This is a genomic window from Pseudomonas sp. GW821-FHT11G12, from assembly GCF_058808055.1.
The window spans coordinates 63069-87177 of sequence record NZ_JBXARH010000001.1 but is presented as its reverse complement, the minus strand read 5'-3'; the positions used below and the strand labels follow the sequence as shown (position 1 = coordinate 87177).

General features: G+C 59.8%; 23 protein-coding genes. 9 read left to right on the top strand and 14 right to left on the bottom strand.

Annotation, left to right across the window (positions count from 1 at the left end):
• Position 1: 1 nt before the first annotated feature.
• The 3 genes from AC1RR7_RS00360 to AC1RR7_RS00350 are packed head-to-tail and all read right to left on the bottom strand — an operon-like array spanning position 2 to position 3833.
• Positions 2 to 1084 carry a glycosyltransferase gene (locus AC1RR7_RS00360; protein WP_493155643.1) on the bottom strand — a complete coding sequence of 361 codons (1083 nt, stop codon included), beginning with the start codon at positions 1082 to 1084 and terminating at the stop codon, positions 2 to 4.
• Positions 1085 to 1125: 41 nt separating this feature from the next.
• Positions 1126 to 3354, bottom strand: coding sequence for a polysaccharide biosynthesis tyrosine autokinase (locus AC1RR7_RS00355; protein WP_493091882.1), 2229 nt, complete (start codon positions 3352 to 3354; stop codon positions 1126 to 1128).
• A gap of 38 nt (positions 3355 to 3392) precedes the next feature.
• A complete protein-coding gene (locus AC1RR7_RS00350; protein WP_096822067.1) occupies positions 3393 to 3833 on the bottom strand; it encodes a low molecular weight protein-tyrosine-phosphatase in 441 nt (146 codons plus the stop codon).
• Between the two features lie 303 nt (positions 3834 to 4136).
• Between AC1RR7_RS00350 and AC1RR7_RS00345 the strand changes: the two genes are divergently transcribed.
• Complete coding sequence (locus AC1RR7_RS00345) at positions 4137 to 5102, top strand: cellulase family glycosylhydrolase (protein WP_493155641.1); 966 nt, start codon at positions 4137 to 4139, stop codon at positions 5100 to 5102.
• A gap of 202 nt (positions 5103 to 5304) precedes the next feature.
• Entirely contained in the window at positions 5305 to 6231 is a 927-nt protein-coding gene (gene tal, locus AC1RR7_RS00340; protein WP_493155640.1) for a transaldolase, read from the top strand.
• Between the two features lie 72 nt (positions 6232 to 6303).
• On the opposite strand, the gene rssC is transcribed toward tal, so the two are convergent.
• The 3 genes from rssC to AC1RR7_RS00325 all read right to left on the bottom strand — a co-directional run bounded on the left by rssC (position 6304) and on the right by AC1RR7_RS00325 (position 8979).
• Entirely contained in the window at positions 6304 to 6786 is a 483-nt protein-coding gene (gene rssC / locus AC1RR7_RS00335) for an anti-sigma factor antagonist RssC (RefSeq protein WP_042560140.1), read from the bottom strand.
• The gene (gene rssB, locus AC1RR7_RS00330) at positions 6786 to 7967 is read right to left on the bottom strand and encodes a two-component system response regulator RssB (protein WP_096822070.1); all 1182 of its coding nucleotides are present in this window, start codon (positions 7965 to 7967) and stop codon (positions 6786 to 6788) included. Before rssB ends, rssC begins: the two co-directional genes overlap by 1 nt.
• Before the next feature lie 322 nt (positions 7968 to 8289).
• A complete protein-coding gene (locus AC1RR7_RS00325; RefSeq protein WP_096822071.1) occupies positions 8290 to 8979 on the bottom strand; it encodes an MlaA family lipoprotein in 690 nt (229 codons plus the stop codon).
• A 184-nt stretch (positions 8980 to 9163) separates the two neighbouring features.
• Between AC1RR7_RS00325 and pcrP the strand changes: the two genes are divergently transcribed.
• On the top strand, positions 9164 to 9784 hold the full coding sequence (gene pcrP / locus AC1RR7_RS00320) for an HAD superfamily inactivated hydrolase PcrP (RefSeq protein WP_096822072.1): 621 nt from the start codon (positions 9164 to 9166) through the stop codon (positions 9782 to 9784).
• Positions 9785 to 9892: 108 nt separating this feature from the next.
• Complete coding sequence (locus AC1RR7_RS00315; RefSeq protein WP_096822073.1) at positions 9893 to 10156, top strand: DUF4404 family protein; 264 nt, start codon at positions 9893 to 9895, stop codon at positions 10154 to 10156.
• Between the two features lie 68 nt (positions 10157 to 10224).
• On the opposite strand, the gene queF is transcribed toward AC1RR7_RS00315, so the two are convergent.
• Both queF and copI read right to left on the bottom strand, forming a co-directional pair.
• Positions 10225 to 11055 carry an NADPH-dependent 7-cyano-7-deazaguanine reductase QueF gene (gene queF / locus AC1RR7_RS00310; RefSeq protein ID WP_096822074.1) on the bottom strand — a complete coding sequence of 277 codons (831 nt, stop codon included), beginning with the start codon at positions 11053 to 11055 and terminating at the stop codon, positions 10225 to 10227.
• A 61-nt stretch (positions 11056 to 11116) separates the two neighbouring features.
• Positions 11117 to 11650: a copper-resistant cuproprotein CopI gene (gene copI / locus AC1RR7_RS00305; RefSeq protein WP_096822075.1), complete on the bottom strand. Its 534-nt coding sequence runs from the start codon at positions 11648 to 11650 to the stop codon at positions 11117 to 11119.
• Positions 11651 to 11809: 159 nt separating this feature from the next.
• Here copI and AC1RR7_RS00300 point away from each other — a divergent pair, with 159 nt between their 5' ends.
• Together AC1RR7_RS00300 and AC1RR7_RS00295 are read left to right on the top strand one after the other, a co-directional pair.
• Positions 11810 to 12490, top strand: a complete 681-nt coding sequence (locus tag AC1RR7_RS00300; RefSeq protein WP_493155638.1) for a heavy metal response regulator transcription factor — start codon at positions 11810 to 11812, stop codon at positions 12488 to 12490.
• Entirely contained in the window at positions 12490 to 13830 is a 1341-nt protein-coding gene (locus AC1RR7_RS00295) for a heavy metal sensor histidine kinase (RefSeq protein ID WP_493155636.1), read from the top strand. The genes AC1RR7_RS00300 and AC1RR7_RS00295 overlap by 1 nt, the downstream gene beginning before the upstream one ends.
• Positions 13831 to 13860: 30 nt before the next feature.
• Here AC1RR7_RS00295 and AC1RR7_RS00290 read toward each other — a convergent pair whose 3' ends face one another.
• The 3 genes from AC1RR7_RS00290 to AC1RR7_RS00280 all read right to left on the bottom strand — a co-directional run bounded on the left by AC1RR7_RS00290 (position 13861) and on the right by AC1RR7_RS00280 (position 17110).
• Positions 13861 to 15105, bottom strand: coding sequence for a lipoprotein-releasing ABC transporter permease subunit (locus AC1RR7_RS00290; protein ID WP_096822078.1), 1245 nt, complete (start codon positions 15103 to 15105; stop codon positions 13861 to 13863).
• 63 nt (positions 15106 to 15168) lie between these two features.
• Positions 15169 to 15852 carry a lipoprotein-releasing ABC transporter ATP-binding protein LolD gene (gene lolD / locus AC1RR7_RS00285; RefSeq protein WP_169844077.1) on the bottom strand — a complete coding sequence of 228 codons (684 nt, stop codon included), beginning with the start codon at positions 15850 to 15852 and terminating at the stop codon, positions 15169 to 15171.
• Positions 15853 to 15859: 7 nt separating this feature from the next.
• Complete coding sequence (locus AC1RR7_RS00280) at positions 15860 to 17110, bottom strand: lipoprotein-releasing ABC transporter permease subunit (RefSeq protein WP_096822079.1); 1251 nt, start codon at positions 17108 to 17110, stop codon at positions 15860 to 15862.
• Between the two features lie 94 nt (positions 17111 to 17204).
• Here AC1RR7_RS00280 and AC1RR7_RS00275 point away from each other — a divergent pair, with 94 nt between their 5' ends.
• Positions 17205 to 17786, top strand: coding sequence for a PilZ domain-containing protein (locus AC1RR7_RS00275; RefSeq protein WP_096822080.1), 582 nt, complete (start codon positions 17205 to 17207; stop codon positions 17784 to 17786).
• 13 nt (positions 17787 to 17799) lie between these two features.
• On the top strand, positions 17800 to 18522 hold the full coding sequence (locus AC1RR7_RS00270; RefSeq protein WP_249490102.1) for a glycerophosphodiester phosphodiesterase: 723 nt from the start codon (positions 17800 to 17802) through the stop codon (positions 18520 to 18522).
• A 42-nt stretch (positions 18523 to 18564) separates the two neighbouring features.
• Here the strand turns inward: AC1RR7_RS00270 and sthA are convergent, their stop codons facing one another.
• Both sthA and AC1RR7_RS00260 read right to left on the bottom strand, forming a co-directional pair.
• A complete protein-coding gene (gene sthA / locus AC1RR7_RS00265) occupies positions 18565 to 19959 on the bottom strand; it encodes a Si-specific NAD(P)(+) transhydrogenase (protein WP_007984277.1) in 1395 nt (464 codons plus the stop codon).
• A gap of 197 nt (positions 19960 to 20156) precedes the next feature.
• Positions 20157 to 21206, bottom strand: a complete 1050-nt coding sequence (locus tag AC1RR7_RS00260; RefSeq protein WP_493156951.1) for an FAD:protein FMN transferase — start codon at positions 21204 to 21206, stop codon at positions 20157 to 20159.
• Positions 21207 to 21281: 75 nt separating this feature from the next.
• Between AC1RR7_RS00260 and AC1RR7_RS00255 the strand changes: the two genes are divergently transcribed.
• Positions 21282 to 22574, top strand: coding sequence for an MFS transporter (locus AC1RR7_RS00255; RefSeq protein ID WP_096822083.1), 1293 nt, complete (start codon positions 21282 to 21284; stop codon positions 22572 to 22574).
• 65 nt (positions 22575 to 22639) lie between these two features.
• On the opposite strand, the gene AC1RR7_RS00250 is transcribed toward AC1RR7_RS00255, so the two are convergent.
• Positions 22640 to 24103, bottom strand: coding sequence for a glyceraldehyde-3-phosphate dehydrogenase (locus tag AC1RR7_RS00250; RefSeq protein ID WP_096822084.1), 1464 nt, complete (start codon positions 24101 to 24103; stop codon positions 22640 to 22642).
• Positions 24104 to 24109: the final 6 nt, after the last annotated feature.

Sequence of the window (24109 nt, the reverse complement as noted above, 5' to 3'; positions counted from 1 at the left end):
CTTAATAAGAGGGAGCGGAATACACGTCGTAGGTCTGGCGGATCATCAACGCGGCGCTGAAGCGCTCGCGGACGATGCGCCGACCTTCGAGGCCAAGGACCGACAACGCGGGTTTCTGGATCTGCTTCAGGCGATCGGCCAACGCGTGGTGATCACCGGTGGGGAACACGTAGCCGGATACCCCGTGAGTGACCAGTTCCGGCAGCGAGGTGCAGTCGCTGGCGATCACCGGCAGGCCCAGCGCCATGCCTTCCAGCGGCACCATGGCAAAGCCTTCCCAGCGACTAGGAACGATCAGCGCATCGGCCTGTTGGTACAGCGCGTTGACTTCGGCCGGCGTGACCCACGGCAGGTATTGAACGCCGTCCATTGGCGGGCACTCGACCGTTGCCTCGTTGACCGCACTGCCGACCACCGTCAGTTTCAGATCGTTGCGCCCGGCCTTGGCATAGGCCTTGAGCAGCACGTCGAAGCCTTTCTGATAATCGAGTCGACCGACGAAGAGCAGATGAATCGGCTTCGGATCATTGGCTTTACGTTCGTCATCCTTTGGATGAATGCCGTTGTAGATCAGCCGCATACGCTTGCGCTCGATGCCGAACGCTGCGGCTTTGTCCATCTCGTACTGGCTGACGCAGATGATCGTGTCCGTGACCTTCTGCAACACCCGCTCGATCCACGCATAGACTTTCTGCTTGATCGGCGAGCTTTCCATCAGGAACGAAAAGGCATGCGGGCAATAGACGATTTTCGGTTTGCGCCACGGCCGCAGAAGCACGCACACGCAACGGCCGATCACCCCGGAAAACGTGCTGTGCAGGTGCACGACATCGGGTTTTTCCTTGAGCATCAATTGCATCAGGCGCCAGGCAAAACGCAGCAGCGACGGCACATTGCGCCCGGTTCGATCGAAAGTACGGATCTGTTGCGGCGCGATGCCGTGCAGTTCCTTTTCCTGATCCTGCGGCACCAGATACACCAGCTCGTAGTTGGCGCGGTCATCTTCCGGGGACGCGGAAATCGTGCGGATCACCGTCGCGACGCCACCTTTTATCGTTTCAGCCACGTGCAGTATTTTTTTCACAACCCACCCACTTTCTTGCCGGTAAGGACAATCACTGATTTTCAGGACTTGTCGGACGCGTATTCGTAGTTGTAATAGCCGTAGCTGCCGTTGCCGTAGTAACTGGCCGCACGCTTCTCGACGCCGTTGAACACCGCGCCTTTCAACTCGATGCCGTTCTGGGCGAAGCGGCGAATCGTCAGTTCGATCTCTTTGGCCGGGTTCACCCCGAAGCGCGCGACGATCAGGCTGATGCCCGCTTCGCGACCGACAATCGCCGCATCCGTCACCGCCAGCAGCGGCGGTGTGTCGATGATCACCACGTCATAACGCTCGCTGAGTTGCGCCAGCAGTTCGCGGAAATTGGCGTGCATCAACAGCTCGGATGGATTGGGCGGCACCTGGCCACGGCTGATGAAGTGCAGATTGTCGACTTCGACCTTGTTGATCGCCTGTTCGAGGGTGCAGCGCTTGACCAGCAGGTCCGACAAGCCGTTGGTGATCGGTGTGTTCAGCGATTTGTGCAGATGCCCCTTGCGCATGTCGGCATCGATCAGCACCACGCGCTGCCCGCTCTGCGCCATGACCGCCGCGAGGTTGGACGACACGAAGGTCTTGCCGACCTGCGGGCTCGGGCCGGAAATCATGATGCGGTTGTTGGTCGAATCCAGCGCCGCGAAATGCAGGCAGGTGCGCAGGCTGCGGATCGACTCAATGGACAGGTCCGTCGGATTGCGCAGGGCCAGCAGATACGCGGGGGTGTCCACCGTGACTTTGGCGCGGACTTTCTTGGTGTCCTCTTCCTGTTGCAGGGCGCTGTAAGGGATCGACGCGTAGACCGGCAAGCCGAGCTGCTCGATGGCTTCCGGCCCTTCCAGGCCCTTGCTCAACGACTTGCGCAACAGCACCAGGGCCACGCCGACAAAGGCGCCGAGGAAAGTCGCGATCAGCACGATCAGGGCTTTCTTCGGTTTGACCGGGCTGGTCAGGTCGACATCCGCCGTATCCACCAGACGCACGTTGCCCACGGCGCCGGCGCGAATGATGTCCAGCTCCTGGGATTTGTTCAGCAACTGGGTGTAGATCTGCGAAGCGACTTCGACATCGCGGGTCAGGTTGAGCAGTTCCTGTTGCGTGGCCGGCAGGTCCTGGACCTTGCCTTCCAGCGACCGCTGTTGCTGGGTCAACTCACCAATCTGGGTCATCAACGCACGATAGGCCGGGTGCTGTTTGGTGAACTTGCGATCCATCTCCGCCTGTTGCAGTTTCAGCTCGGAAATCCGCGTTTCGAGGGCGACGGACTGGCCGAGCACCGATTGGGTTTCCAGGGAGATATTCACGGTCTTGCCGCGAGTCTGGTAGGCGTTAAGCGCATCGCTGGCCTTGGCCAGATCGCGTTTGACCTGCGGCAACTGGCTTTGCAGGAAGGCCAGGCTCTGCGCCGCTTCGGCCGAGGTGCGTCGTACGTTCTGATCGACGTACAGCGACGCGATCTTGTTGAGGATCTTCACCGCTTCAGCGGCGTCGCTGCTGGCCAGGGCCAGACGGATGATCCCCGACTCCTTGCCCTGCTCGGAAATATCCAGCGCGTCCTGATAACCCTGGATGGTCACGATTCGTGGGTAGCGCACCACTTCGAAACGGGTACCGGGGTTGGCCAACAGCTGGGTGATCTGCCCTTCTACGCCGTCCTGCGCGAAGGCTTCGCCGGCAACGCCTTCTGCCAGCAGGTTGTCGTTGTCATCGAATAGCTGGAAGCGATGCTGCTCGCCGGCGATCAGGCTGAGTTTCTTGCCCAGCAGCTCCTTGGGCAGATCGAGCCGGGAAAACTCCAGGCGCTCACCGCCCCAGGCGTAGCTGTTCAGGCCGAAACGCGGCGGTGCGACGCTGAATTCGGTTTCACCGCGATAGCGACGGGAGAGAAAGCCGCCGATCACCGGAAAAGTATTCGGGGTGACATCGATGTCCAGGCGCAGATCGTCGACCGTCTTGCCGATCACTGCACGGGATTTGATGATCCCGATCTCGGTCACGGACGGCGATTGCCCGCCCAGCATGCTGTTGAGATCGGAAAAACCGAGCATGTCGTTCTTCTTCGGTTCGACCTGTACCAGCGCGTTGGCCAGATATACCGGCGTGGCCAGAATCGCGTAGGCAACGCCGGTCATCATGAACGCGCCGGTGAAGGCGCCGATCAACCATTTCTGATCGATCAAACTGCCAAATATGCCGAGAAGATCAATACTGTCTTGATCGTTGTCACGGGTGCCGACTACTGACGGTAACTGCATAAGTCTTTCTTACCATTCACTGTTCTGAAGAATATTCATCAATGCCCGAGGCGTTGTGCCCATGAGCCAACAGCATCTTCAATCAATGCATGGGCATGAATAAAAGCGGCCTGCCCTTGACGATACGGATCCTGTATTTCTCGCTCGTTCTGCCACTTGCCGAGAAGAAACACTTTGCCTCTGGCGTGAGAGGCAATCTTCAGTACTTGTTTTACATGTTCTTTTTCCATGACCAGAATCAGGTCTGATTCATTGACGATGTCTGCTGTCAGTTGCCGCGCCTTGAACCCTTCGGCGCTCTGTCCACGGTCTTCCAGCACCTGGCGGGCCGTTCTCTCCATGGACTCGCCAACCCGTGCAGACAGGCCTGCGGAGGTGACCGTGATCGTCGAGGGCGCCAGCGCGTTACGCAGCAACAGTTCAGCTGTCGGACTTCGGCAAATATTGCCCACGCAGACGACAAGGATCTTTCTGAACAAGGTTTACATTCCCGTGTAATGTCAATCGGCCAACATGCCGTGTGGATTGAAATGAACCCACCGGACTTTCCTGCATTCGGAAATAGATTCGCCTGTTAGTACCGGTGCATTAAGTACCACGGGGTCTAAAAGTCACCCAACCAGAATTACCGGACTAAAAATAACTGTGATTTTCAGGGTATTTTCCCGACCGAAGTTTTCCGACAAAAAATAACATCGGTGCACTTTGTACCGTTGCGACGCTCTAAAAACGTGCGATGTGATAACCAATGGCCAGTGTCATTTCTAACAAGGAACACAGAAATGAAATCAACACACCTCAAACGGCTTGCCGCCCTGACCCTGTCGGTGCTCGGTGTCACCAGCCAGGTTCACGCCACTGAATTGTTCCCTGAACTGCCCGCCAACAAGACCATTGGTGTGCAGGTCAAGATCCAGACCTTTTCCCCCACCGACGCTGCAAAGATCAAAGCGGCCGGCCTGGGTTTCGTGCGTTTTGGTGTCTGGACGGACAGCCTGGGTGACCCCAGCTATCAAAAACAGGTCAACGATGCCTTTGCGACCGCCCGGGCAGCCGGCCTGCCGGTGCTGCTGACCGTACGTTCGACCCAGGCGCTGACCTCGGCACCCGGCAACAACCGCGATTTCACCTCGGCCGGTGAGACGTTCGCCCACGCGGTGACGACCCTGGAGAAAGCGTACGGCCCACAACTGGTCGCCATCGAGATATGGAATGAACCGGATCTGGACACCTACTGGCCGACCGGTAATTTCAGCACGACGTTCGCACCTTTCATGAGCGCCGTGTGTAAAACGCTGCAGGGTAATCCACCGTCGACACCCCTGATCGGCTTCGGCTTCGCCCGGCCACCGAGTGACAGCTCTGCATCAACGGCGGCACTGAACAGCATCGTCAGTGCCTACCCCAAATGCCTGAGTGCGATTTCCTATCACCCGTACGGCATGACCACGACGCAGATCAGCAACGCGCAGACGTTCATCCAGCAGAAATTCCACCTGCCAGGCGTCATCAGTGAATGGGGCGTGTCGTCACTCGCCTCCAATGGCGGGAATGCGGGACAGGCCAGCAAAATCGGCGCGTTCGTCACCGATATGAAAAAGCTCAATATCCCGCTGACGTCGATTTACGAATGGAAAGACACCACGTCGGGCAGTAATGACCGGGAAAGGAACTTCGGCATGCTGAACGCCGACGGCCAGCCGAAACCTGCGGAAGTCACGGTTAAAGCCGAGCTCAATCCTATGTAATCATCTGGCCCACAGAGTACTGACGGTCAGATGCCTTGAACCTGTGGCCGGTTTTGGCATCGTATTTATCGACATCGCGCCCCGATCATTCAAACAGCCGTTTTCAGGTTGTTGCCCGCGGGGCAATCGATACATCCACATGCCCTTGAGTGGCCGTCAGCGCTCGGGTAATGTCGTCAGACCCATAGGACAGAGCACGCTCATGACTTCCAAGCTGGAACAACTCAAACAATTCACCACCGTGGTTGCCGACACCGGCGACTTCGAAGCGATTGCCCGGGTCAAACCGGTCGACGCCACCACCAACCCTTCCCTGCTCCTCAAGGCGGCGGCCATTCCGGCCTATGCCGATCTGCTGAACGCCGCTGTTCGCGACTGCAAGGGCGATGTCGGTCTGGCCAGCGACCGCTTTGGCGTCGCGGTGGGGCAGGAAATCCTCAAAGTGATTCCGGGCCGCATTTCCACTGAAGTGGATGCACGCCTGTCCTTCGACAAGGACGCGATGCTCAAGCGTGCGCACCGTCTGATCGAGCTGTACGACAAGGCCGGCATCGGCCGTGACCGCGTGCTGATCAAGATCGCCTCGACCTGGGAAGGCATCCGCGCCGCCGAAGTGCTGGAGAAGGAAGGCATCCAGACCAACCTGACCCTGCTGTTCTCCTTCGCTCAGGCCGCTGCGTGCGCCGATGCCGGCGTGTTCCTGATTTCGCCGTTCGTGGGCCGTATCTACGACTGGTACAAGAAGGCCAACGGCAACGACTACACCGGCGCCGATGATCCGGGCGTGCAGTCCGTCACGCGCATCTACAACTACTACAAGGCCAATGACTACAAGACCGTGGTCATGGGTGCGAGCTTCCGCAACCTCAATCAGATCGAGCAACTGGCCGGCTGCGACCGCCTGACCATCAGCCCGGACCTGATCGACAAGCTGGCGGCAGACACTGGCAAACTGGAGCGCAAACTGGCTCCAGGTCACGCTGGCGAAGCACGCCTGAGCCTCAATGAATCGCAATTCCGCTGGTTGTCCAACGAAGACGCGATGGCCACCGAGAAACTGGCCGAAGGCATTCGTCAGTTTGCCCGCGACCAGGAAAAACTCGAGGCGCTGCTGCAAGCCAAGCTGTAATCGGCTGACGGCAAACGCAAAAAGGGCGAACCCTCACAGGTTCGCCCTTTTTTGTGCCTGATAGCGGGTGAATCAATGCCTTTCGAGGGCATTCACCAGATCATGGAAGGCTTCGCGATTGGAGTCGTTCAGGCCCATGAGGATCTTGTGCGCTTCCAGCACCTTGATCCGCACGACTTCCTCCGACTGATCCTGATCCGGCAGGTCATCGAGACATTCCGGGCAAGGCACGGGATGGTTGACGATATTGAACACCTGCTCGAAACCCATCGATTGCAGCAGACGGGTGATGTCGTCGTGGGTGGTGACCACGGTCGGCAGCAGGCCGACCTTCTGCCGCGACAGGATCGACAGCTTGGCCAGCAGGCCCAGCGTGGTGCTGTCGATGCTGCGGGTTTCGGTCAGATCGATCACGATCGCGTTGAAATTCAGCGCGGTGAAGATCTTCTCAATAGTCGCATCCAACGCCGAACACAGGGTCAGGCGAACTTCACCGACGAACTTCAGGACGAAGGTGCCGTCCTGTTCGGCGAACTGGATTCTACCGGTACTCATTAAAGATTCCTGCTCAACACCAACAAGGCGATATCATCCGGCATCTCCCCTAGCGTGGCCAATCCAAAAACCTGCCGCAGGCCATCCAGGCTGCCGCCCGCCGACTTGACCCGTTGGGGCAAGGCAGCTTCTTTCTCTTTGAGTGTGGGTTCTGGCAAAAGATCCAGAATGCCATCAGACATCAGCGTCAGGCTGAACGTCGGTGGCAGCTCGAGCACGTGATCTTCGTAGGTGGCTTCATTGAAAAGCCCCACGGGCAGACCGCGCCCCTCGAGGTAGCGAACACTGTCAGGCGTGTACAACACAGGCAACGGCAGATGGCCGCCGATGCTATAGGTCAACAAACCGGTCTCCTCGTCGATGACTCCACCGACCATTGTGACGTGTTTACCCAGCTTACAACTGATCAGCCCCCGGTTGATATGACCAAGGACTTCCGAAGGTTTGAATTCCGGCAAGGTGCCGTTGCGCTTGGACTCGAACAGCAGGCGCGTGGTCATGAACTTCAGCAGGACGGTGACGAAGGCCGAAGAGGCGCCATGGCCCGAGACGTCCGCCAGGTAGAACGCGACCCGACGCTCGTCCACCCGGAAATAGTCGACAAAATCACCCGACAGGTACAGCGACGGAATGATCTGGTGGGCGAACTTGAATTCGTCGATGGTCCACGGGCTGACCGGCAGCATGTTCATCTGCACCTGGCGACCGGCGTTCTGGTCTTCCTGGAGCAGGTTCAGGCTGGCTTCGAGCTCACGGTTGGCCTTTTCCAGCTTCTCGCGGTAGCGCTGGTTTTCCAGCAGCAGGCGCGCACGATCCAGGGCCCGGCGCACGGAGTGCTCGAGCACGGCCAGATCTTCGAGAGGTTTGATCAGGTAATCCGCCGCGCCCAGGCGCAGGGCCTCGACCGCATCGTTCATCACGCCGGCACCCGAAACCACGATCACAGGAGTCTGTGGTGACCGCTCGGTGACCTGACGGATGAGTTCGAGACCGCCCATCTGCGGCATGCGCAGATCGCAGATGACCAAGTCGGGCTTGTCTTGCTCGAATACCTGAAGACCCTGCTGACCATTACTGGCCTGCAAGACGCTGAAACCACTGTCTTCCAAATAGGCCGCGAGGCTCGCGCGCACTACTTCGTCATCATCGATTATCAGCAGCGTGGCACTGGTTTTTGGCATGTGGGCAAACGGCGCCAGAATTAGGTTGGCGTAGCAGGCGGGGCAACGGCCCGGCGCAGACTACTGGATTCGCTTTCTAGCCTCTCTGCTGCACCGTTTCAGAGCGCTTGCCCTGTACACGGTTGCACCAGAGGTGCCCTTCTAAGGCGCAGACGGTACTCCCATCCGAGAGGCGTTTCAAGCATGCGCCGATGGTCGCTTGGAGACTTTGTTTGTCAAATCACTCGCAGTTATAAGAACGGCTTCAACCGTAACCCAATCATTGGACGCGCCCACAAAAAAGGCGACCTTGCGGTCGCCCCTTCATGTCGATCAATCGAGATCAAAAATCGTCTTCGACGTGACCGTCCTTGACCTTGAACTCGCGGTTCTGCAGGTAGGCATTGCGGATGAAGGTGTACTTGTCGCCGCTGATCAGCTTCTCGCTGGACAGCAGACTGGCGCGGGTGTCGACGATGTTCAGGCCGTAGATGGTGTTACGCGCCGGGATGTCGTTCATGTAGCGGTACGGTGCGGTGTAGGTGTCGACGTACTTGGACGGCGCGTCACGCAGAGTGCTCGGGCCCAGCAACGGCAGCATCACGTACGGACCGCTGCTGACGCCCCAGTAGCCGAGAGTCTGGCCGAAGTCTTCGTCGCTGCGATGCAGGCCCATCTTGGTGCCGACGTCGAAGAAGCCGAGCAGGCCGAAGGTGGTGTTGAAGATCAGGCGCGCGGTGTCGACACCGGCAGCGGCTGGTTTGGCCTGCAGAATGTTGTTCGCCAGGTTGGTGATGTCACCCACGTTGCGGAACATGTTGTGGATGCCGTCTTCCAGGAATTGCGGCGTTACATATTCATAGCCCTGCGCCAGAGGTTTCAGCGCGTAGGTGTCGACGAAATCGTTGAACTGGAAGATCGGACGGTTGACGCTTTCCCAAGGGTCTTCTTCCGTTGCAGCGTTAGCGGCGAACGGCACCAGCATCACGCTGGCACATACACAAAGCTGAGCGAGAGGGTTGCTCCAGCGCATAGAAAACTCCTTGGATTGTACATACGCGGCAAGCGGGCCACGGTTATAAGAGGTGCAGTATAAGACGGAAACAAGGTTTTAGGCATTCCAGCATGAACACCTCTGTAGGACGGTGCGTCATGCGCTTGTCATCCAACTGTCACCGGCGATGCTTAGCCTGACTTCTATTTCAGGGACGTTTTCCATGCCTCAAGCCGAAGCCTTGCCCCTGTCCGCCCCCAACCTGACGGCCGTGCTGTTCGGGCTCAGCGGTTGCCTGGTGGACTTCGGCGCCCGCGCCCGTCATCACGCCAGCCCCGGCACAGAGCATGCCGACGCCACGCCAGGCGCGCTCGACAGCCTGCGCAGCCTGCAGCGCCAACTGATCCCCTGCGCCTGGCTCGATGACTTGCCCCCTGCCCTCACCCAGGTGCTGGCATCCGGATTGCCGGGCTGGATCAAACCCTCGCAACATCCCGCAACAAACAATCCATGGCCGGCGCCGAATGCCTGCTGGCAAGCCTTGATGGCGTTGAATGTCGATCGCCTGGACGGCTGCGTGCTGGTCAGCGGTGAACCGCGCTTGCTGCAATCGGGCTTGAATGCCGGGCTGTGGACCATTGGCCTGGCCTCCTGTGGCTCACTCTGCGGCCTGGCCCCGAGCGAATGGCAAGCCCTTAGTCAAAAAGAACGCGAACAACTGCGCGGCAAGGCCACTGTGCAACTGTTCGGTCTGGGCGTGCACTCGGTGATCGATCACCTGGGCGATCTCGATACCTGCCTGGCAGACATCAGCCTGCGCCGCCTCAAAGGCGAAAAGCCCTGACCGGGATCATGCAGGTTCATCGAGAGTGGATTAGTCTTAAGGAGAGCCATAGACCTTTGGCGCACGGCTGCGGTCTATGCCAGTGCCTCTCGATAAAAGGAAAACACCATGCCCGCCCGCGAACTGCAAGAACAGCTCAACACCCTGCGCGAGCAACTGGATCAGAATCCGCCGCTTACAGAAGAAGAGCGCGAACATCTTCGTGAGCTTATGGCGCAGATCGAATCCCAAATCAAACTGGAGAGCGCGACGCAGGACGCCAGCATCGCCGATGGCGTGAATCTGGCAGTTGATCGCTTCGAGCTCGAACACCCTGCTATTGCGGGCACCCTGCGCAATATCGTCAATGCGCTGGGCAGTATGGGCATCTGATCGCCCTCCCCTGAAATGCAAAAAGCCCTGCCAGCAATGGCAGGGCTTTTTCATGTCCGCGTTACGGGTTACTGGCGAACCAGACGATGGTTCGGCAACTGCACGCTTTCAGTGCTGCGGTACGGATTGATATCCAGCCCGCCCCGGCGCACATAGCGTGCAAACACCGTGAGCTTTTCCGGTTTCAGCAAACGCTGCAGGTCGAGGAAAATCCGCTCAACGCATTGCTCGTGGAAGTCCGAATGCTGGCGGAAGCTGACGATGTATTCCAGCAGGCTGGCGTGATCCAGCGCCGCCCCCCGGTACTCCACGACTACACTGCCCCAGTCCGGCTGGCTGGTCACCGGGCAATTGGACTTGAGCAGATGGCTGTGCACGCTCTCCTCCACCACCCGCGAATCATCGCAACGCAGCAGTTCAGGACGCGGATGTTCGTAGTTGCTGACACTGATATCCAGATCGTCGATGCACACGCCCGGCAGCGCGACGACGCCTTCGGCTTCAACGTCTTTCAGGCTGCGAACCCGCACGCCCACGGGCTTGCCGGCAGCGGCGGACAAGTCCTTGACCAGCGTCGCTTCCAGGCTCGCGACGTCGGCGAACGGCGTCTGGTTCAACGAGTTCAGGTACAGCTTGAACGACTTGGATTCGATGATGTTCGGCGAGTCCGCCGGAATGCTGAATTCGCCGATCGCCACCACCGGTTTGCCCGACGGCAGCAACCACGACAGTTCAAAGCAGTTCCAGAAATCCACGCCTTTATACGGCAGGGTCTCGGCGGTCAGGCCCAGCTCGGCCCACTTCGCGGTGCGCGGGATCGGGAACAGCAGGGACGGTGTGTAAGTGGCGATGTATTCGCTGGATTTGCCCAGCGGCGAATGTTCGGCTGCGGGATGCATGGCGGAAACCTGACTGAAGAATCAGCGGATTCTATCAGCCTTTGCTCCCGCCTTTGAGTGCTTACTGACTGACAGTCAGTTTGCCGACCATTCCGGCCTGGTAATGCCCGGGAATGTTGCAGGCAAACTCCAGGTTTACGGCTTTGCTGAAGGTCCAGGTCAGCTCGGCGGTCTTACCCGGTTCGACCAGTACGCTGTTAGGGTCGTCATGCTTCATGACGTGCCCCATCGAGGCATGATCCATGCCCGCCATGTCGTGGGACATTTCTTTCATGCCGGTCGGCGTCAGCATGCCGCTTTGCTGCATCTGCAGCATTTCCTGCTGGTGCTTGGCATGCATCGCCGCGTCGCCGAGGTTGAATTCATGCAGTAACTGGCCTTTATTCACCAAGACAAAGCGAATGGTCTCACCGGCCTTGATCTCGATGGCCTTCGGATCGAACGTCATGTCGCCCATCACCACTTCAATGCTGCGGCTGGCCTTGGCGGCCGGGGCGGGTTGGCCGAAGTCATAGGTGTGCGCAGGGTCGGCCCAGACGGATGAGCTCAACGCCAGCAGACAGGCGGCGACGGCCAGAGGGTTGCGCAAAAACATAGTCATACTCCAACTAGATAAGGTTCAGCCTGTGGGAAACTTTAGCCCGCCCGCGCTGGCAGTTACCTGACAGCCAGATTACAACTTTGTCAGGTTGGTCTGCATAACCACCGCCCACGGTATAACGCCCTTGTTCTGTCTATTTGAGCTCCACACCCCATGAAACTGCTGATCGTCGAAGACCAACCGAAAACCGGCCACTACCTGCGCCAGGGCCTGACCGAGGCCGGCTTCAACACCGAGTTGGTGGCCGACGGCACCACCGGACAGCAACTGGCCTTGAGCGGTGACTATGCCTTGTTGATCCTCGACGTGATGCTGCCCGGTCGCAACGGCTGGCAGATTCTGCAAGCAGTGCGCAGTGCCGGGCTCGAAACCCCGATCCTGTTTCTGACCGCCAAAGACACCGTGGAAGACCGGGTTCATGGCCTGGAACTCGGCGCCGACGATTATCTGGTCAAGCCGTTCGCCTTCTCCGAACTGCTGGCCCGGGTGCGCAGCCTGTTGCGACGCGGCAGCGCCACTCCGCAGGAAACCTGCCTGCAACTGGCCGACCTGCGTCTTGACCTGATTCGCCGCCGCGTCGAGCGCAGCGGTCAGCGCATCGATCTCACCGCAAAAGAGTTCGCGCTGCTGGAAATGCTTCTGCGCCGCCAGGGTGAAGTGCTGCCTAAATCCCTGATCGCCTCCCAGGTCTGGGACATGAATTTCGACAGCGACACCAACGTGATCGAAGTGGCGATTCGTCGGCTGCGCCTGAAGATCGATGACGACTTCCCCGACAAGCTGATTCACACCGTGCGTGGCATGGGTTATGTCCTTGAAGAGCGTGCCGACTGATGCGCCGCCTGTCACTCGGCAGTCGGCTGGCGTTGCTCTTCGCCGCCTGTACCGCGACGGTGTCGCTGGTGGCGGGCGTGGTTTTCAATCGGGCCAGTGAGGCGCATTTCATCGAGCTCGATCAGCAACTGCTCGAAGGCAAGCTGATCAATGTGCGTCAGACACTGCTGGGTGATGGTGACGCCGCGCATATCACCGCTGAATTGAGCCAACAGGGCGATGTTACCCTGCGCATCAGCAGCCCTGAGGGGCAACGCTGGTTCGGCCGCTCCCTGCAAATGCCGGCGAACCTGCCGCAGCAGCCCGGCCTGGCCACCATCAACGACAACGGCACGGATTATCGCCTGCTCAACGCTCCGCTCTACCCGGAACAAACCGACTCGCCACAGTTGACCCTGCTGCTGGACATCACCCACCACCAGCACTTCCTGCAACGCATGCAGCATCTGATCTGGCTGACCGTCGGTCTTTCGGCACTGGCGACCGCACTGCTCGGCGCCTGGGCAGCGCGCAGCGGATTGCGCCCGCTGCGACGCATGAGTGCCGTCGCGCGCGGGATTTCGGCGCAATCGCTCAATGCCCGACTGCCTGAAGCGCAGATGCCTGCGGAACTCACGGAATTGGCCCACAGCTTCAACGCCATGCTCGGACGCCTCGACGACTCCTTTCAGCGTCTCTCGGCGTTCTCCGCCGACATCGCCCATGAACTGCGCACCCCATTGTCGAACCTGCTGACCCACACGCAGGTCACCCTCACCCGCCCTCGCCCACTCGAGGATTATCGCGAGGCCCTGCACAGCAACCTCGAAGAGCTGCAATGGATGGCGCAACTGGTCAACGACATGCTTTATCTGGCCAAGGCTGACCACGGATTGCTGGTTCCCAAGCGCGAACCGCTGGAACTGGCGGAAGAAGCCGATGCGTTACTGGAGTTTTTTGCACCGTTGGCCGAGGACGCTCAGGTCAACCTGAGTCGTGACGGTCAGGGGCGGTTCGAGGGTGATCGCGCGATGTTGCGCCGAGCGCTATCGAATCTGCTGGATAACGCGTTGCGCTTCACACCGGCGGCCGGCGAAGTACGCGTGCGGGTGGCCGAGCAGGCGAAGTCCTTGAGGGTGACTGTGGAAAACAGTGGCGAAGGCATTTCTTCGGATTTGTTGCCGCGCTTGTTTGACCGTTTCTACCGGGCGGACCCGGCGCGCCAGGAAGGCAGCTCGGAGCATGCGGGGCTGGGGCTGGCGATTACTCAGTCGATCATCCGGGCCCATGGCGGGCAGATTCATTGCGAATCAGCTCTGGGGTGGACGCTGTTTGTGATTGAGTTGCCGAAAAACGATTGAGGCCGGCAATGCCGGCCTCAACGGGGGAACTTACGAATAGCGCAACGCGTGCGCCGGCTCGATCTTCGCCGCTCGCCAGGCCGGGTAAACCGTGGCCAGGAAGCTGAGGATGAAGCCCGCCGAGCAGATCAGCAGCACGTCGCCACCCTGCAATTCCGATGGCAGGTTGCTGACGAAGTACACATCGGAACTGAAGATGTGCTGACCGGAGACTCGCTCGATCCAGCCCACCAATTCAGAGACGTTCAGCGCCGCAATCACGCCGAGCACACCACCAATGATGGTGCCGACAATCCCGATCACCGTGCCCTGCACCATGAAGATCGCCATGATCTGCCGTGGCGTGGCGCCGATGGTGCGCAGGATCGCGATGTCCGCGCCCTTGTCGTTCACCACCATGATCAGGGTCGCGATGATATTGAACGCCGCCACCGCGACGATCATCAGCAGCAACAGGCCGATCATGGTTTTTTCCATCTTCATCGCACTGAACAGGCTGCCCTGGGTGTGGGTCCAGTCGTCAGCCTTGAAGTCAGTGCCGAGACCGGTGGCGATGTCCGACGAGACCTTCGGCGCGGCGTACAGGTCTTTCACCGCCAGGCGCACGCTCTGCACCTGATTCGGTTCCCAGTGCTGCATCTGCGCGGCATCGGCGACGTGGATCAGGCCCATGGAACCGTCCAGCTCGGCGCCAACCTTGAACACACCGACCACGTTCAAACGCTGCATGCGCGGGGTAATGCCGCCCGGCGCGGTACTGACTTCCGGCACGATCAGGGTGATCTTGTCGCCGACGTTCAGGCGGAAGCGGCGGGCGGTGATCTCACCCAGCACTACGCCGAATTCGCCCGGTTTCAAGGCGTCGAGACGGCCCTGCACGATGTGCTGCGCAACGATCGACACCTTGCCTTCCTGGGCCGGGTCGACACCGCTGATCTGGATCGGCTGCATCATGCCCTTGTAGGACAGCATGCCTTCCATCTCGGTGAACGGCACGGCGGCGGTCACTTCGGGATTTTTCAGGGCAGCGGCAGCCACCGGTTGCCAGTCATCGATCGGCTTGACGCCAACGATGGTCGCGTGGGGCACCATGCCGAGGATGCGCGAGCTCATTTCGCGCTGGAAGCCGTTCATCACCGACAACACCACGATCATCGCCAGCACGCCGAGGGCGAGGCCGATCATCGAGGTCATCGAAATGAACGAAACAAAGCGATTGCGGCGCTTGGCGCGGGTATAGCGCGTGCCGATAAAGATCGATAACGGTCTGAACATTCGCTGGGGCACCGTATAAAAATAAAAGACCCGAGGCCTTTTCAGGCATCGGGTTTCAAGCCGTCAGATAGGGGTCAGGCAACCTTCCTGCAGATGCAGGACGCGGTCCATCTGGCGAGCCAGGTTCATGTCGTGAGTCACCACCAGGAACGCCGTGCGCATCGACGTGCTGAGTTCCAGCATCAAGTCCTGAATGCCCTGAGCGGTGTGGGAGTCGAGGTTGCCGGTTGGCTCGTCGAGCATCACCAGGCCAGGCTTGTTGACCAGTGCACGCGCAATCGCCACACGCTGACGCTCACCGCCGGACAGTTCGGCCGGTTTGTGCTCCAGACGATGGCCCAGACCGACTCGCTCCAGCAACGCGGTGGCGCGCTGACGCGCTTCCGGGATCGGCGTCTTGCCGATCAGCAGCGGCATGCAGACGTTTTCCAGTGCGGTGAATTCCGGCAGCAAGTGGTGAAACTGATAAACGAAGCCCAGCGAGCGGTTACGCAGCAGGCCGCGCTTCTTCTCGCTGAGGGCGGAGAGTTCTTCGCCGTCGAGCCAGACGCTGCCCTTGGTCGGCGTGTCGAGGCCACCCAGCAGGTTGAGCAAGGTACTTTTGCCCGAACCCGAGGTACCGACAATCGCTACACGCTCGCCCGGATGCAACTCCAGTTGCAGACCGGCCAGTACTTCTACCGATTCCGGGCCTTCCTCGTAGGATTTGCCCAGGTTGCGGCAGCTCAAGATTGCTTTTTCACTCATGCCCGACTCACTCATAACGTAGCGCCTCCGCCGGCTGGGTGCGCGCGGCACGCCAGGCTGGATACAGGGTGGCGAGGAAACTCAGGACCAACGCAGCCGCGCAGACCATGATCACATCCTGGCTCTGCACCTGCGACGGCAGGTAATCGATGAAATACACGTCGGCGTTGAGGAATTTATGCCCGATCACGCCTTCGAGGGCCGAAATCGCTGCGCTGACGTTGAGCGCGGCAAAGATCCCGACCACGGCGCCGATGGCCGTACCGACCACACCGATCACCGTGCCTTGCACCATGAACGTGCGCATGATCGTGCCCGGCGTGGCGCCCAGTGTGCGCAGAATGGCGATGTCGCCCTTCTTGTCGTTCACCACCATCACCAGCGTGGAAATGATGTTGAACGCGGCAACCGCGACGATCAGCAGCAACAGCAGGCCGATCATGGCCTTTTCCATGCGGATCGCCTGATACAGATTGCCGTGGGTGCGGGTCCAGTCGCGGGCGTAGTAATGGTCTTCGCCGAGGCGTTGGGCGATGTTCCACGCTTCACGCGGTGCCTGGAACAGGTCGTCGAACTTCAGACGCAGGCCCTGCACCTGATCAGGCTTCCAGCGGTGCATCTTCGCCAGATCCTGCAGGTTGGTCACGCCCAGGTAACCGTCCAGTTCACCGGCGCCGACATGGAAGATGCCGACCACGGTGAAGCGCTTCATGCGCGGGAACATCCCGGCCGGCGTCACGCTGACCTCCGGTGCGACGAAGGTGATCTTGTCACCGATGCCCACGCCGAGCTTGGTCGCGGCCTTGTCGCCGATCACGATGCCGAAGCTGCCCGGCGTCAGGTCGTCGAGTTTGCCCTGCTTCATGAAGTTGTCGATGATCGAGACGTTGCGCTCCAGCGCCGGATCGATGGCATTGAGCAACACCTTGGACACCTGGCCGTTGTTGGTCAGCAGCCCCTGCATCTGGGTGAACGGCGCGACGGCCGCCACCTGCGGGTTCTGCTTGACCTTGGCGGCCAGGCTCGGCCAGTCGCTGATGGCTTCACCGGACTCGATGGTCGCGTGGGGCACCATGCCCAGAACGCGGGTGCGCATCTCATGATCGAAGCCGTTCATCACCGACAACACCACGATCATCACGACCACGCCAAGGGCGAGCCCGATCATCGAAGTCAGGGAAATGAATGACACAAAATGATTGCGACGCTTTGCACGGGTATAACGCGTGCCGATAAATACGAAGAGAGGTCTGAACATGTCGGGGCTTGTTCGGAGGGAAAAGGAACGTCCTTGTGGCGGGGGTCGATAACCAGCTTTACACTCAGACCACCGCCGCTACCATGGGTTCGCCATGTCGACATTAGATGAAGAAGATCGCCGCGAATACTACCGTATCGAGGACACGATCGCACTGGAAATTAGGCCCCTGTCCGCTCCCGAAGCCGCAGGCCAGGAAGTGTTGCAGGATGCTTCCCCGCTGTTCAATCTGCTCAGCGAACTGCACCTGAGCGAATTCGAGTCGCAGCACCTGCTGCGCCAGATCAGTGAACGTGACCGCGCCATCGCCGCGTTCCTGAAATCCCAGAACAAACGCATTGACCTGCTCAGCCAGGTGGTCGCCCTGACCGTGCTCGGCCACATCGGCGAGCCGCAGCCAGTGATCATCTCCGAGGGCGGCATCGACTTTCAGTACCCGACCCCGATCGCCACCGGCGCCCACCTGTCGGTCAAACTGGTGCTGATGCCCCAGGCGCTAGGCCTGTTGCTGCGCGCCCGGGTGACCCATTGCGACCGCAAGGGCGACGGCTACGACATCGGCACCGAGTTCGAACACTTGACCGATGCCCAGCGCCAGTTGCTCGCCCGCTATATCTTGCAAAAGCAGGCACAGGAACGACGTCTGGCCCGCGAACAGAACGAATCAGGCATTTAATTAAGGAAGAACCGTGACCCTTATCTACGGCCACCGCGGCGCCAAGGGCGAAGCACCGGAAAACACCCTGACCAGTTTTCAGGAATGTCTCAAGCACGGCGTACGCCGTTGCGAACTGGACCTGCACCTGTCCAAGGACGGTGAGCTGATGGTCATCCACGACCCGACCCTCAAGCGCACCACCGAGCGCCGTGGCAAGGTGGTCGAGCACTCCGCCGCCGACCTGGTGACCTACGACGCCCGCAAGGGTGGCCCGGGCTGGATCAAGCCGTGTCCGATTCCGACGCTGGAAGAACTGTTCGAAAAATGTGATTTCGATCACTGGCAGCTCGAAGTCAAAAGCGCTTCGCGCACCCGCGCCGCGACCACCGTGCTGGCCATCCGCGAAATGGCGGTCAGGCACGGGCTGCTCGACAAGGTGACGATCACCTCGAGTTCAAGGGAAGTATTGAAGGCTGCGCTGGATCTGGTGCCCGACGTATCGCGCGGCCTGGTGGCCGAATACGCCTGGCTCGACCCGTTGAAGGTCGCTCAGAGTTATGGCTGCGAGATTCTCGCGTTGAACTGGACGCTGTGTACGCCGGAACGCCTTCAGAAGGCGCAGCGCCAGGGTCTGCACGTGTCGGTGTGGACCGTCAACGAGCCTGCGCTGATGCGCAGACTCGCCGACTTCGGCGTTGACAGCCTGATTACAGACTTTCCCGGTTTGGCCACTGCCACCCTTGGGAATAGCTGAAATCGGTCTCCCCGGCCGGCTCAGGCCACCGGCCGGAGCCCGTCAAAAAAGCCGGTTGAGGCCGTCGTACGCCGCTACCCGATAGGCTTCGGCCATGGTCGGGTAGTTGAACGTGGTGTTGACGAAGTACTTCAGGGTATTCAGCTCACCCGGCTGGTTCATGATCGCCTGACCGATGTGCACGATCTCCGATGCCTGATAACCGAAGCAGTGAACGCCCAGCACTTCCAGGGTTTCACGGTGGAACAGGATCTTCAGCATGCCTTGCGGCTCGCCGGCGATCTGCGCACGCGCCATGCTCTTGAAGAACGCCTTGCCCACTTCATACGGCACTTTGGCCTGGGTCAGTTCCTGCTCGTTCTTGCCGATCGAGCTGATCTCCGGAATGGTGTAGATGCCGGTCGGCACGTCATTCACGAAGCGCCAGCTGCCATTGTCGACGATGCTGCCGGCCGCCGAGCGACCCTGGTCGTGGGCGGCACTGGCCAGGCTCGGCCAGCCGATCACGTCACCGGCACCGTAGATGTTCGGCACGCAGGTGCGGTAGGCCTCATCGACTTCGATCTGGCCACGGCTGTTGACCTTGACGCCGATGTTTTCCAGACCCAACTGATCGGTGTTGCCGGTCCGGCCGTTGCACCAGAGCAAGGCGTCGGCCTTGATCTTCTTGCCGGACTTCAGGTGCAGGATCACGCCGTTGTCCACGCCTTCGACGCGGTCGTAGTCTTCGTTGTGGCGCACGGTGATGTTGTTGTTGCTGAAGTGGTAGCTCAACGCCTGGGAAATTTCCGAGTCGAGGAAGCTCAGCAACTGACCGCGGTTGTCCACCAGCTCGACCAGTACACCCAGACCGCTGAAGATCGACGCGTATTCGCAACCGATCACGCCGGCGCCGTAAACGATCAGTTTGCGCGGGGTGTGGCCGAGGCTGAGGATGGTGTCGCTATCGTAGATACGCGGGTGGTGGAAATCGATGTCCGCCGGGCGATAAGGGCGCGAACCGGTGGCGATGATGATGTGCTTGGCCACCAGTTTCTCGACCACGCCGTTGGCGCAGACCACTTCGATGGTCTGCTCATCGGCGAAGCTGCCGGTGCCGAAGAACACGTCGACGCGGTTACGGGCATAGTAGCCGGTACGCGAAGCGACTTGTTTGGAGATGACTTTCTCGGCGCTTTTCAACACGTCCGGGAAGGAGAACCAACGCGGCTCACCGATCGCGCGGAACATCGGGTTGGTGTTGAACTGCATGATCTGCCGCACCGAGTGACGCAAGGCCTTGGACGGGATGGTGCCCAGGTGGGTGCAGTTACCGCCGACCTGACGACGGCTGTCGACCATCGCCACCTTGCGCCCTGCTTTGGCGGCGTTCATTGCCGCGCCTTCTCCCGCCGGGCCGGAACCCAATACCACCACGTCGTAGTTGTAGACAGCCATGCGTACTCCTCAGAACAGGCCGCGGTGCCAGCAGCACCGGCGGCTAAATCACGCCGAACGGCGGCGCGAAGGAACAATTGGGGGCCAGTAGAAAACCCGGACACAGTCTATAGAAGCGTCAACGCCGCGCACATTAACCCTTGGTCGCGTCGTAGGCTACTTTTGCCTGCACTACAACGCCAGTTTTCGTACTGTCTTCAGTCAACTTTTGCGCCACTGAGCCGCTCGAAAGCCTGACTGGTGCGGGTGACGAAACCTGTATCGGCACGAATCACAAAGAATGCACCAATGTCGTGTTTTTCGGCATAGTCCCAGGCCCTTTCCGGCCCGAGAATCAACAACAGCGTCGATAGTCCATCGGCCATCAACGCTGAAGGATGAATTACCGTGACCGACGCCAGACCGTGTAGGACCGGCGCCCCGGTGCGGGCATCGAAGGTGTGGGAATAGCGCTGGCCATCCTGCTGAAAATAGTTGCGGTAGTCGCCGGACGTGGAAAGGCCATAGCCATCGACGCTGAGAACCCGCTCCGCCACCTGCTGATCGTCACGGGGTTCTTCCAGCGCGATGCGCCATGGCGAGCCATCGAGTTTCTTGCCGGACGCCTTGAGCTCGCCCGTGGCCTCGGCGAGGTAATCATGAATGCCCATGGCGTCGAGTCGCGCGGCAATGGTGTCGACCGCATACCCAGCAGCGATGCTGTTGAAATCGACTTCGACCGCTGCGTCTTTGCACAACTGGTCGCCATCGACACGCAGATGCCGGTAGCCCACCCGTTTCTGCACCTCAGCCAGCGCCGCCGCGCTGGGCACCTTTTCTTCACGCCCCTGCGGACCGAACCCCCAGAGATTGAGCAGTGGCTCCACGGTCAGGTCGTAGGAACCTTCGCTTTGTTGCGACAGCTGCTCGCCAACCCGGACCAATTCGAGGATCGGCGCCGGCATGGTCTGACAGCGATCGGCGGGTAACGCGTTGAAGCGCGAAATATCGGAGTCCGCACGGTAGGTGGACATCTGCTGGTCGACGTCGGCGAGGATCTTCTCGACTTCGACGCGGACATCCTGAGGGGCAGGCAGATTGGCGCGGCGCACGTACTTGATCGAATAAGTGCTGCCCATGGTCGGGCCGCCGAAGCTCTCCATCGAGTCGCCGGAGCCGCAGCCAGACAAAACACCGAGAAGAATCACGAAAACTACCCATCGTCCAGTTAACAATTCTTCATCTCCGAGCAAAACCGAGCCCGCCATTATGACCACAGAGCCCGCTAGCTCCCAAACGGATGCAACGCTTTCATACAAAATCAAAAAAGTGAGTACCTGAACATGTCCTCCACCACGGGCAAAGGCAAAGCGATTTTTCGCGTTGTCAGCGGCAATTTTCTCGAAATGTTCGACTTCATGGTCTATGGCTTCTACGCCGTAGCCATCTCCAAGACCTTCTTCCCCACCGACAGCGCCTTCGCCTCCCTGATGCTCGCACTGGCGACGTTCGGCGCAGGCTTCCTGATGCGTCCATTGGGGGCGATTTTCCTCGGTGCCTACATTGACCGTCACGGCCGTCGCAAAGGCCTGATCATCACCCTCGCACTGATGGCGGCCGGTACGGTGCTGATCGCCTGCGTGCCGGGGTACGCCACCCTTGGTGTTGCCGCGCCGCTGATCGTGCTGTTCGGCCGATTGCTCCAGGGCTTCTCGGCCGGCGTGGAACTGGGCGGCGTGTCGGTGTACCTGTCAGAGATCGCCACGCCTGGCCGCAAGGGTTTCTTCGTCAGTTGGCAGTCCGCCAGCCAGCAAGCGGCGGTGGTATTCGCCGGTCTGCTCGGCGTCGGCCTCAACCACTGGCTGAGCCCGGAACAGATGGGCGACTGGGGCTGGCGTGTGCCGTTCCTGATCGGCTGCATGATTGTTCCGGTGATCTTCGTCATTCGTCGTTCCCTGGAGGAAACGCCGGAATTCCAGGCACGTAAACATCGCCCTACCCTGCAGGAAATCGTTCGTTCGATCGGTCAGAACTTCGGCATTGTCATCGCCGGCATGGCGCTGGTGGTGATGACCACCGTGTCGTTCTACCTGATCACCGCCTACACCCCGACCTTCGGCAAGGCGGAACTGCACCTGTCGGACTTCGATGCGTTACTGGTGACGGTATGCATCGGACTGTCGAACTTCTTCTGGCTGCCGGTGATGGGCGCGCTTTCTGACAAGATCGGTCGCAAACCCCTGCTGCTGGCGGCGACGATTCTGGCAATCCTGACCGCTTACCCGGCGCTGTCGTGGCTGGTGGCGAACCCGAGCTTCAGCCATCTGCTGATCGTCGAGCTGTGGTTGTCGTTCCTGTATGGCTCGTACAACGGCGCGATGGTGGTGGCGCTGACCGAAATCATGCCGGTAGAAGTTCGTACGACCGGCTTCTCACTGGCCTACAGCCTGGCGACCGCGACCTTCGGTGGATTCACGCCAGCCGCCTGCACTTACCTGATTCATGTGCTGGACAACAAGGCGGCGCCGGGGATCTGGCTGAGCGGCGCAGCGGTGCTGGGGTTGATCGCGACATTGGTGCTGTTCCATGGCAACAAGCACGAACTGCGCACGGCACAAGCGGCTATCCCCAACTGACCTGAATCGCGCACAAACAAAAACGCCCCGACCAAAGTCGGGGCGTTTTCATTTGCAGCTAAGGCTTAGCGCGGGAAGGCTGGCGGGTTTACACCGGCCATGTCTTCCATCACGCGGATCACCTGGCAGCTGTAACCGAACTCGTTGTCGTACCAGACGTACAGAACAACGCGGTTATCCTGGGTGATGGTCGCTTCAGCGTCGACAACACCGGCGTGGCGCGAACCAACGAAGTCGGTCGAAACCACTTCCTGGGAATTGACGAAGTCGATTTGCTTGTGCAGATCGGAGTGCAGCGCCATGTAGCGCAGGTACTCGTTCATCTCTTCACGGGTAGCGGCTTTCTCAAGGTTCAGGTTGAGAATGGCCATCGACACGTTCGGCGTTGGAACACGGATCGCGTTGCCGGTCAGCTTGCCGGCCAGCTCAGGCAGAGCCTTGGCAGCAGCGGTGGCAGCACCGGTCTCGGTGATTACCATGTTCAGCGCGGCGCTACGACCACGGCGATCGCCCTTGTGGAAGTTGTCGATCAGGTTCTGGTCGTTGGTGTACGAGTGAACGGTTTCGACGTGGCCGTTGACGATGCCGAACTTGTCATTCACGGCTTTCAGCACCGGCACGATGGCGTTGGTGGTGCAGGAAGCAGCGGACACGATCTTGTCGTCAGCAGTGATTTCGCTGTGATTGATACCGTGAACGATGTTCTTCAGCTTGCCTTTGCCAGGCGCGGTCAGAACAACGCGGTCGATACCCGGGCACTGCAAGTGCTGACCCAGGCCATCGGCATCACGCCATACACCGGTGTTGTCCACCAGCAGCGCATCTTTGATGCCGTACTGGGTGTAGTCCACTTCGGTAGGGTTTTTCGCGTAGATAACCTGGATCAGGTTGCCGTTGGCGGTGATGGTGTTGTTTTCTTCGTCGATGGTGATGGTGCCGTTGAACGAACCGTGTACCGAATCGCGACGCAGCAGGCTGGCGCGTTTGGTCAGGTCGTTTTCGGCGCCTTTGCGCACCACGATGGCACGCAGACGCAGGCCGTCGCCGCCACCGGTTTTTTCGATCAGGATGCGCGCCAGCAGACGGCCGATACGACCGAAGCCGTAAAGCACAACGTCAGTGCCTTTGCGGGCCGAAGCGTTCTGCTGGCCAACCACGTCAGCCATTTCTTCACGAACGAATTGCTCGGCGGTACGGCCGTTGCCTTCGTTGCGGAATTTGAACGCCAACTTGCCCAGGTCTACCGAAGCCGCGCCGAGCTTGAGCTCGCTCATGGCCTTCAGCAGAGGGAATGTTTCGTGGACGGAGAGTTCGCTATCGTCGGAAGAACGATGGCGAGCAAAGCGGTGAGCTTTGAGAATCGCGATGACAGACTGGTTGATCAGGCTGCGGCCATAGATCGAGCTCACCACGTTGTTATTGCGGTAGAGCTGACCGATAAGCGGAATCATCGCTTCTGCGAGTGCTTCACGGTCGATCCATTCACCAAGACACTGGTCGGGCTTCTGAGTCACGGGAACCTTCCACATGTAGGG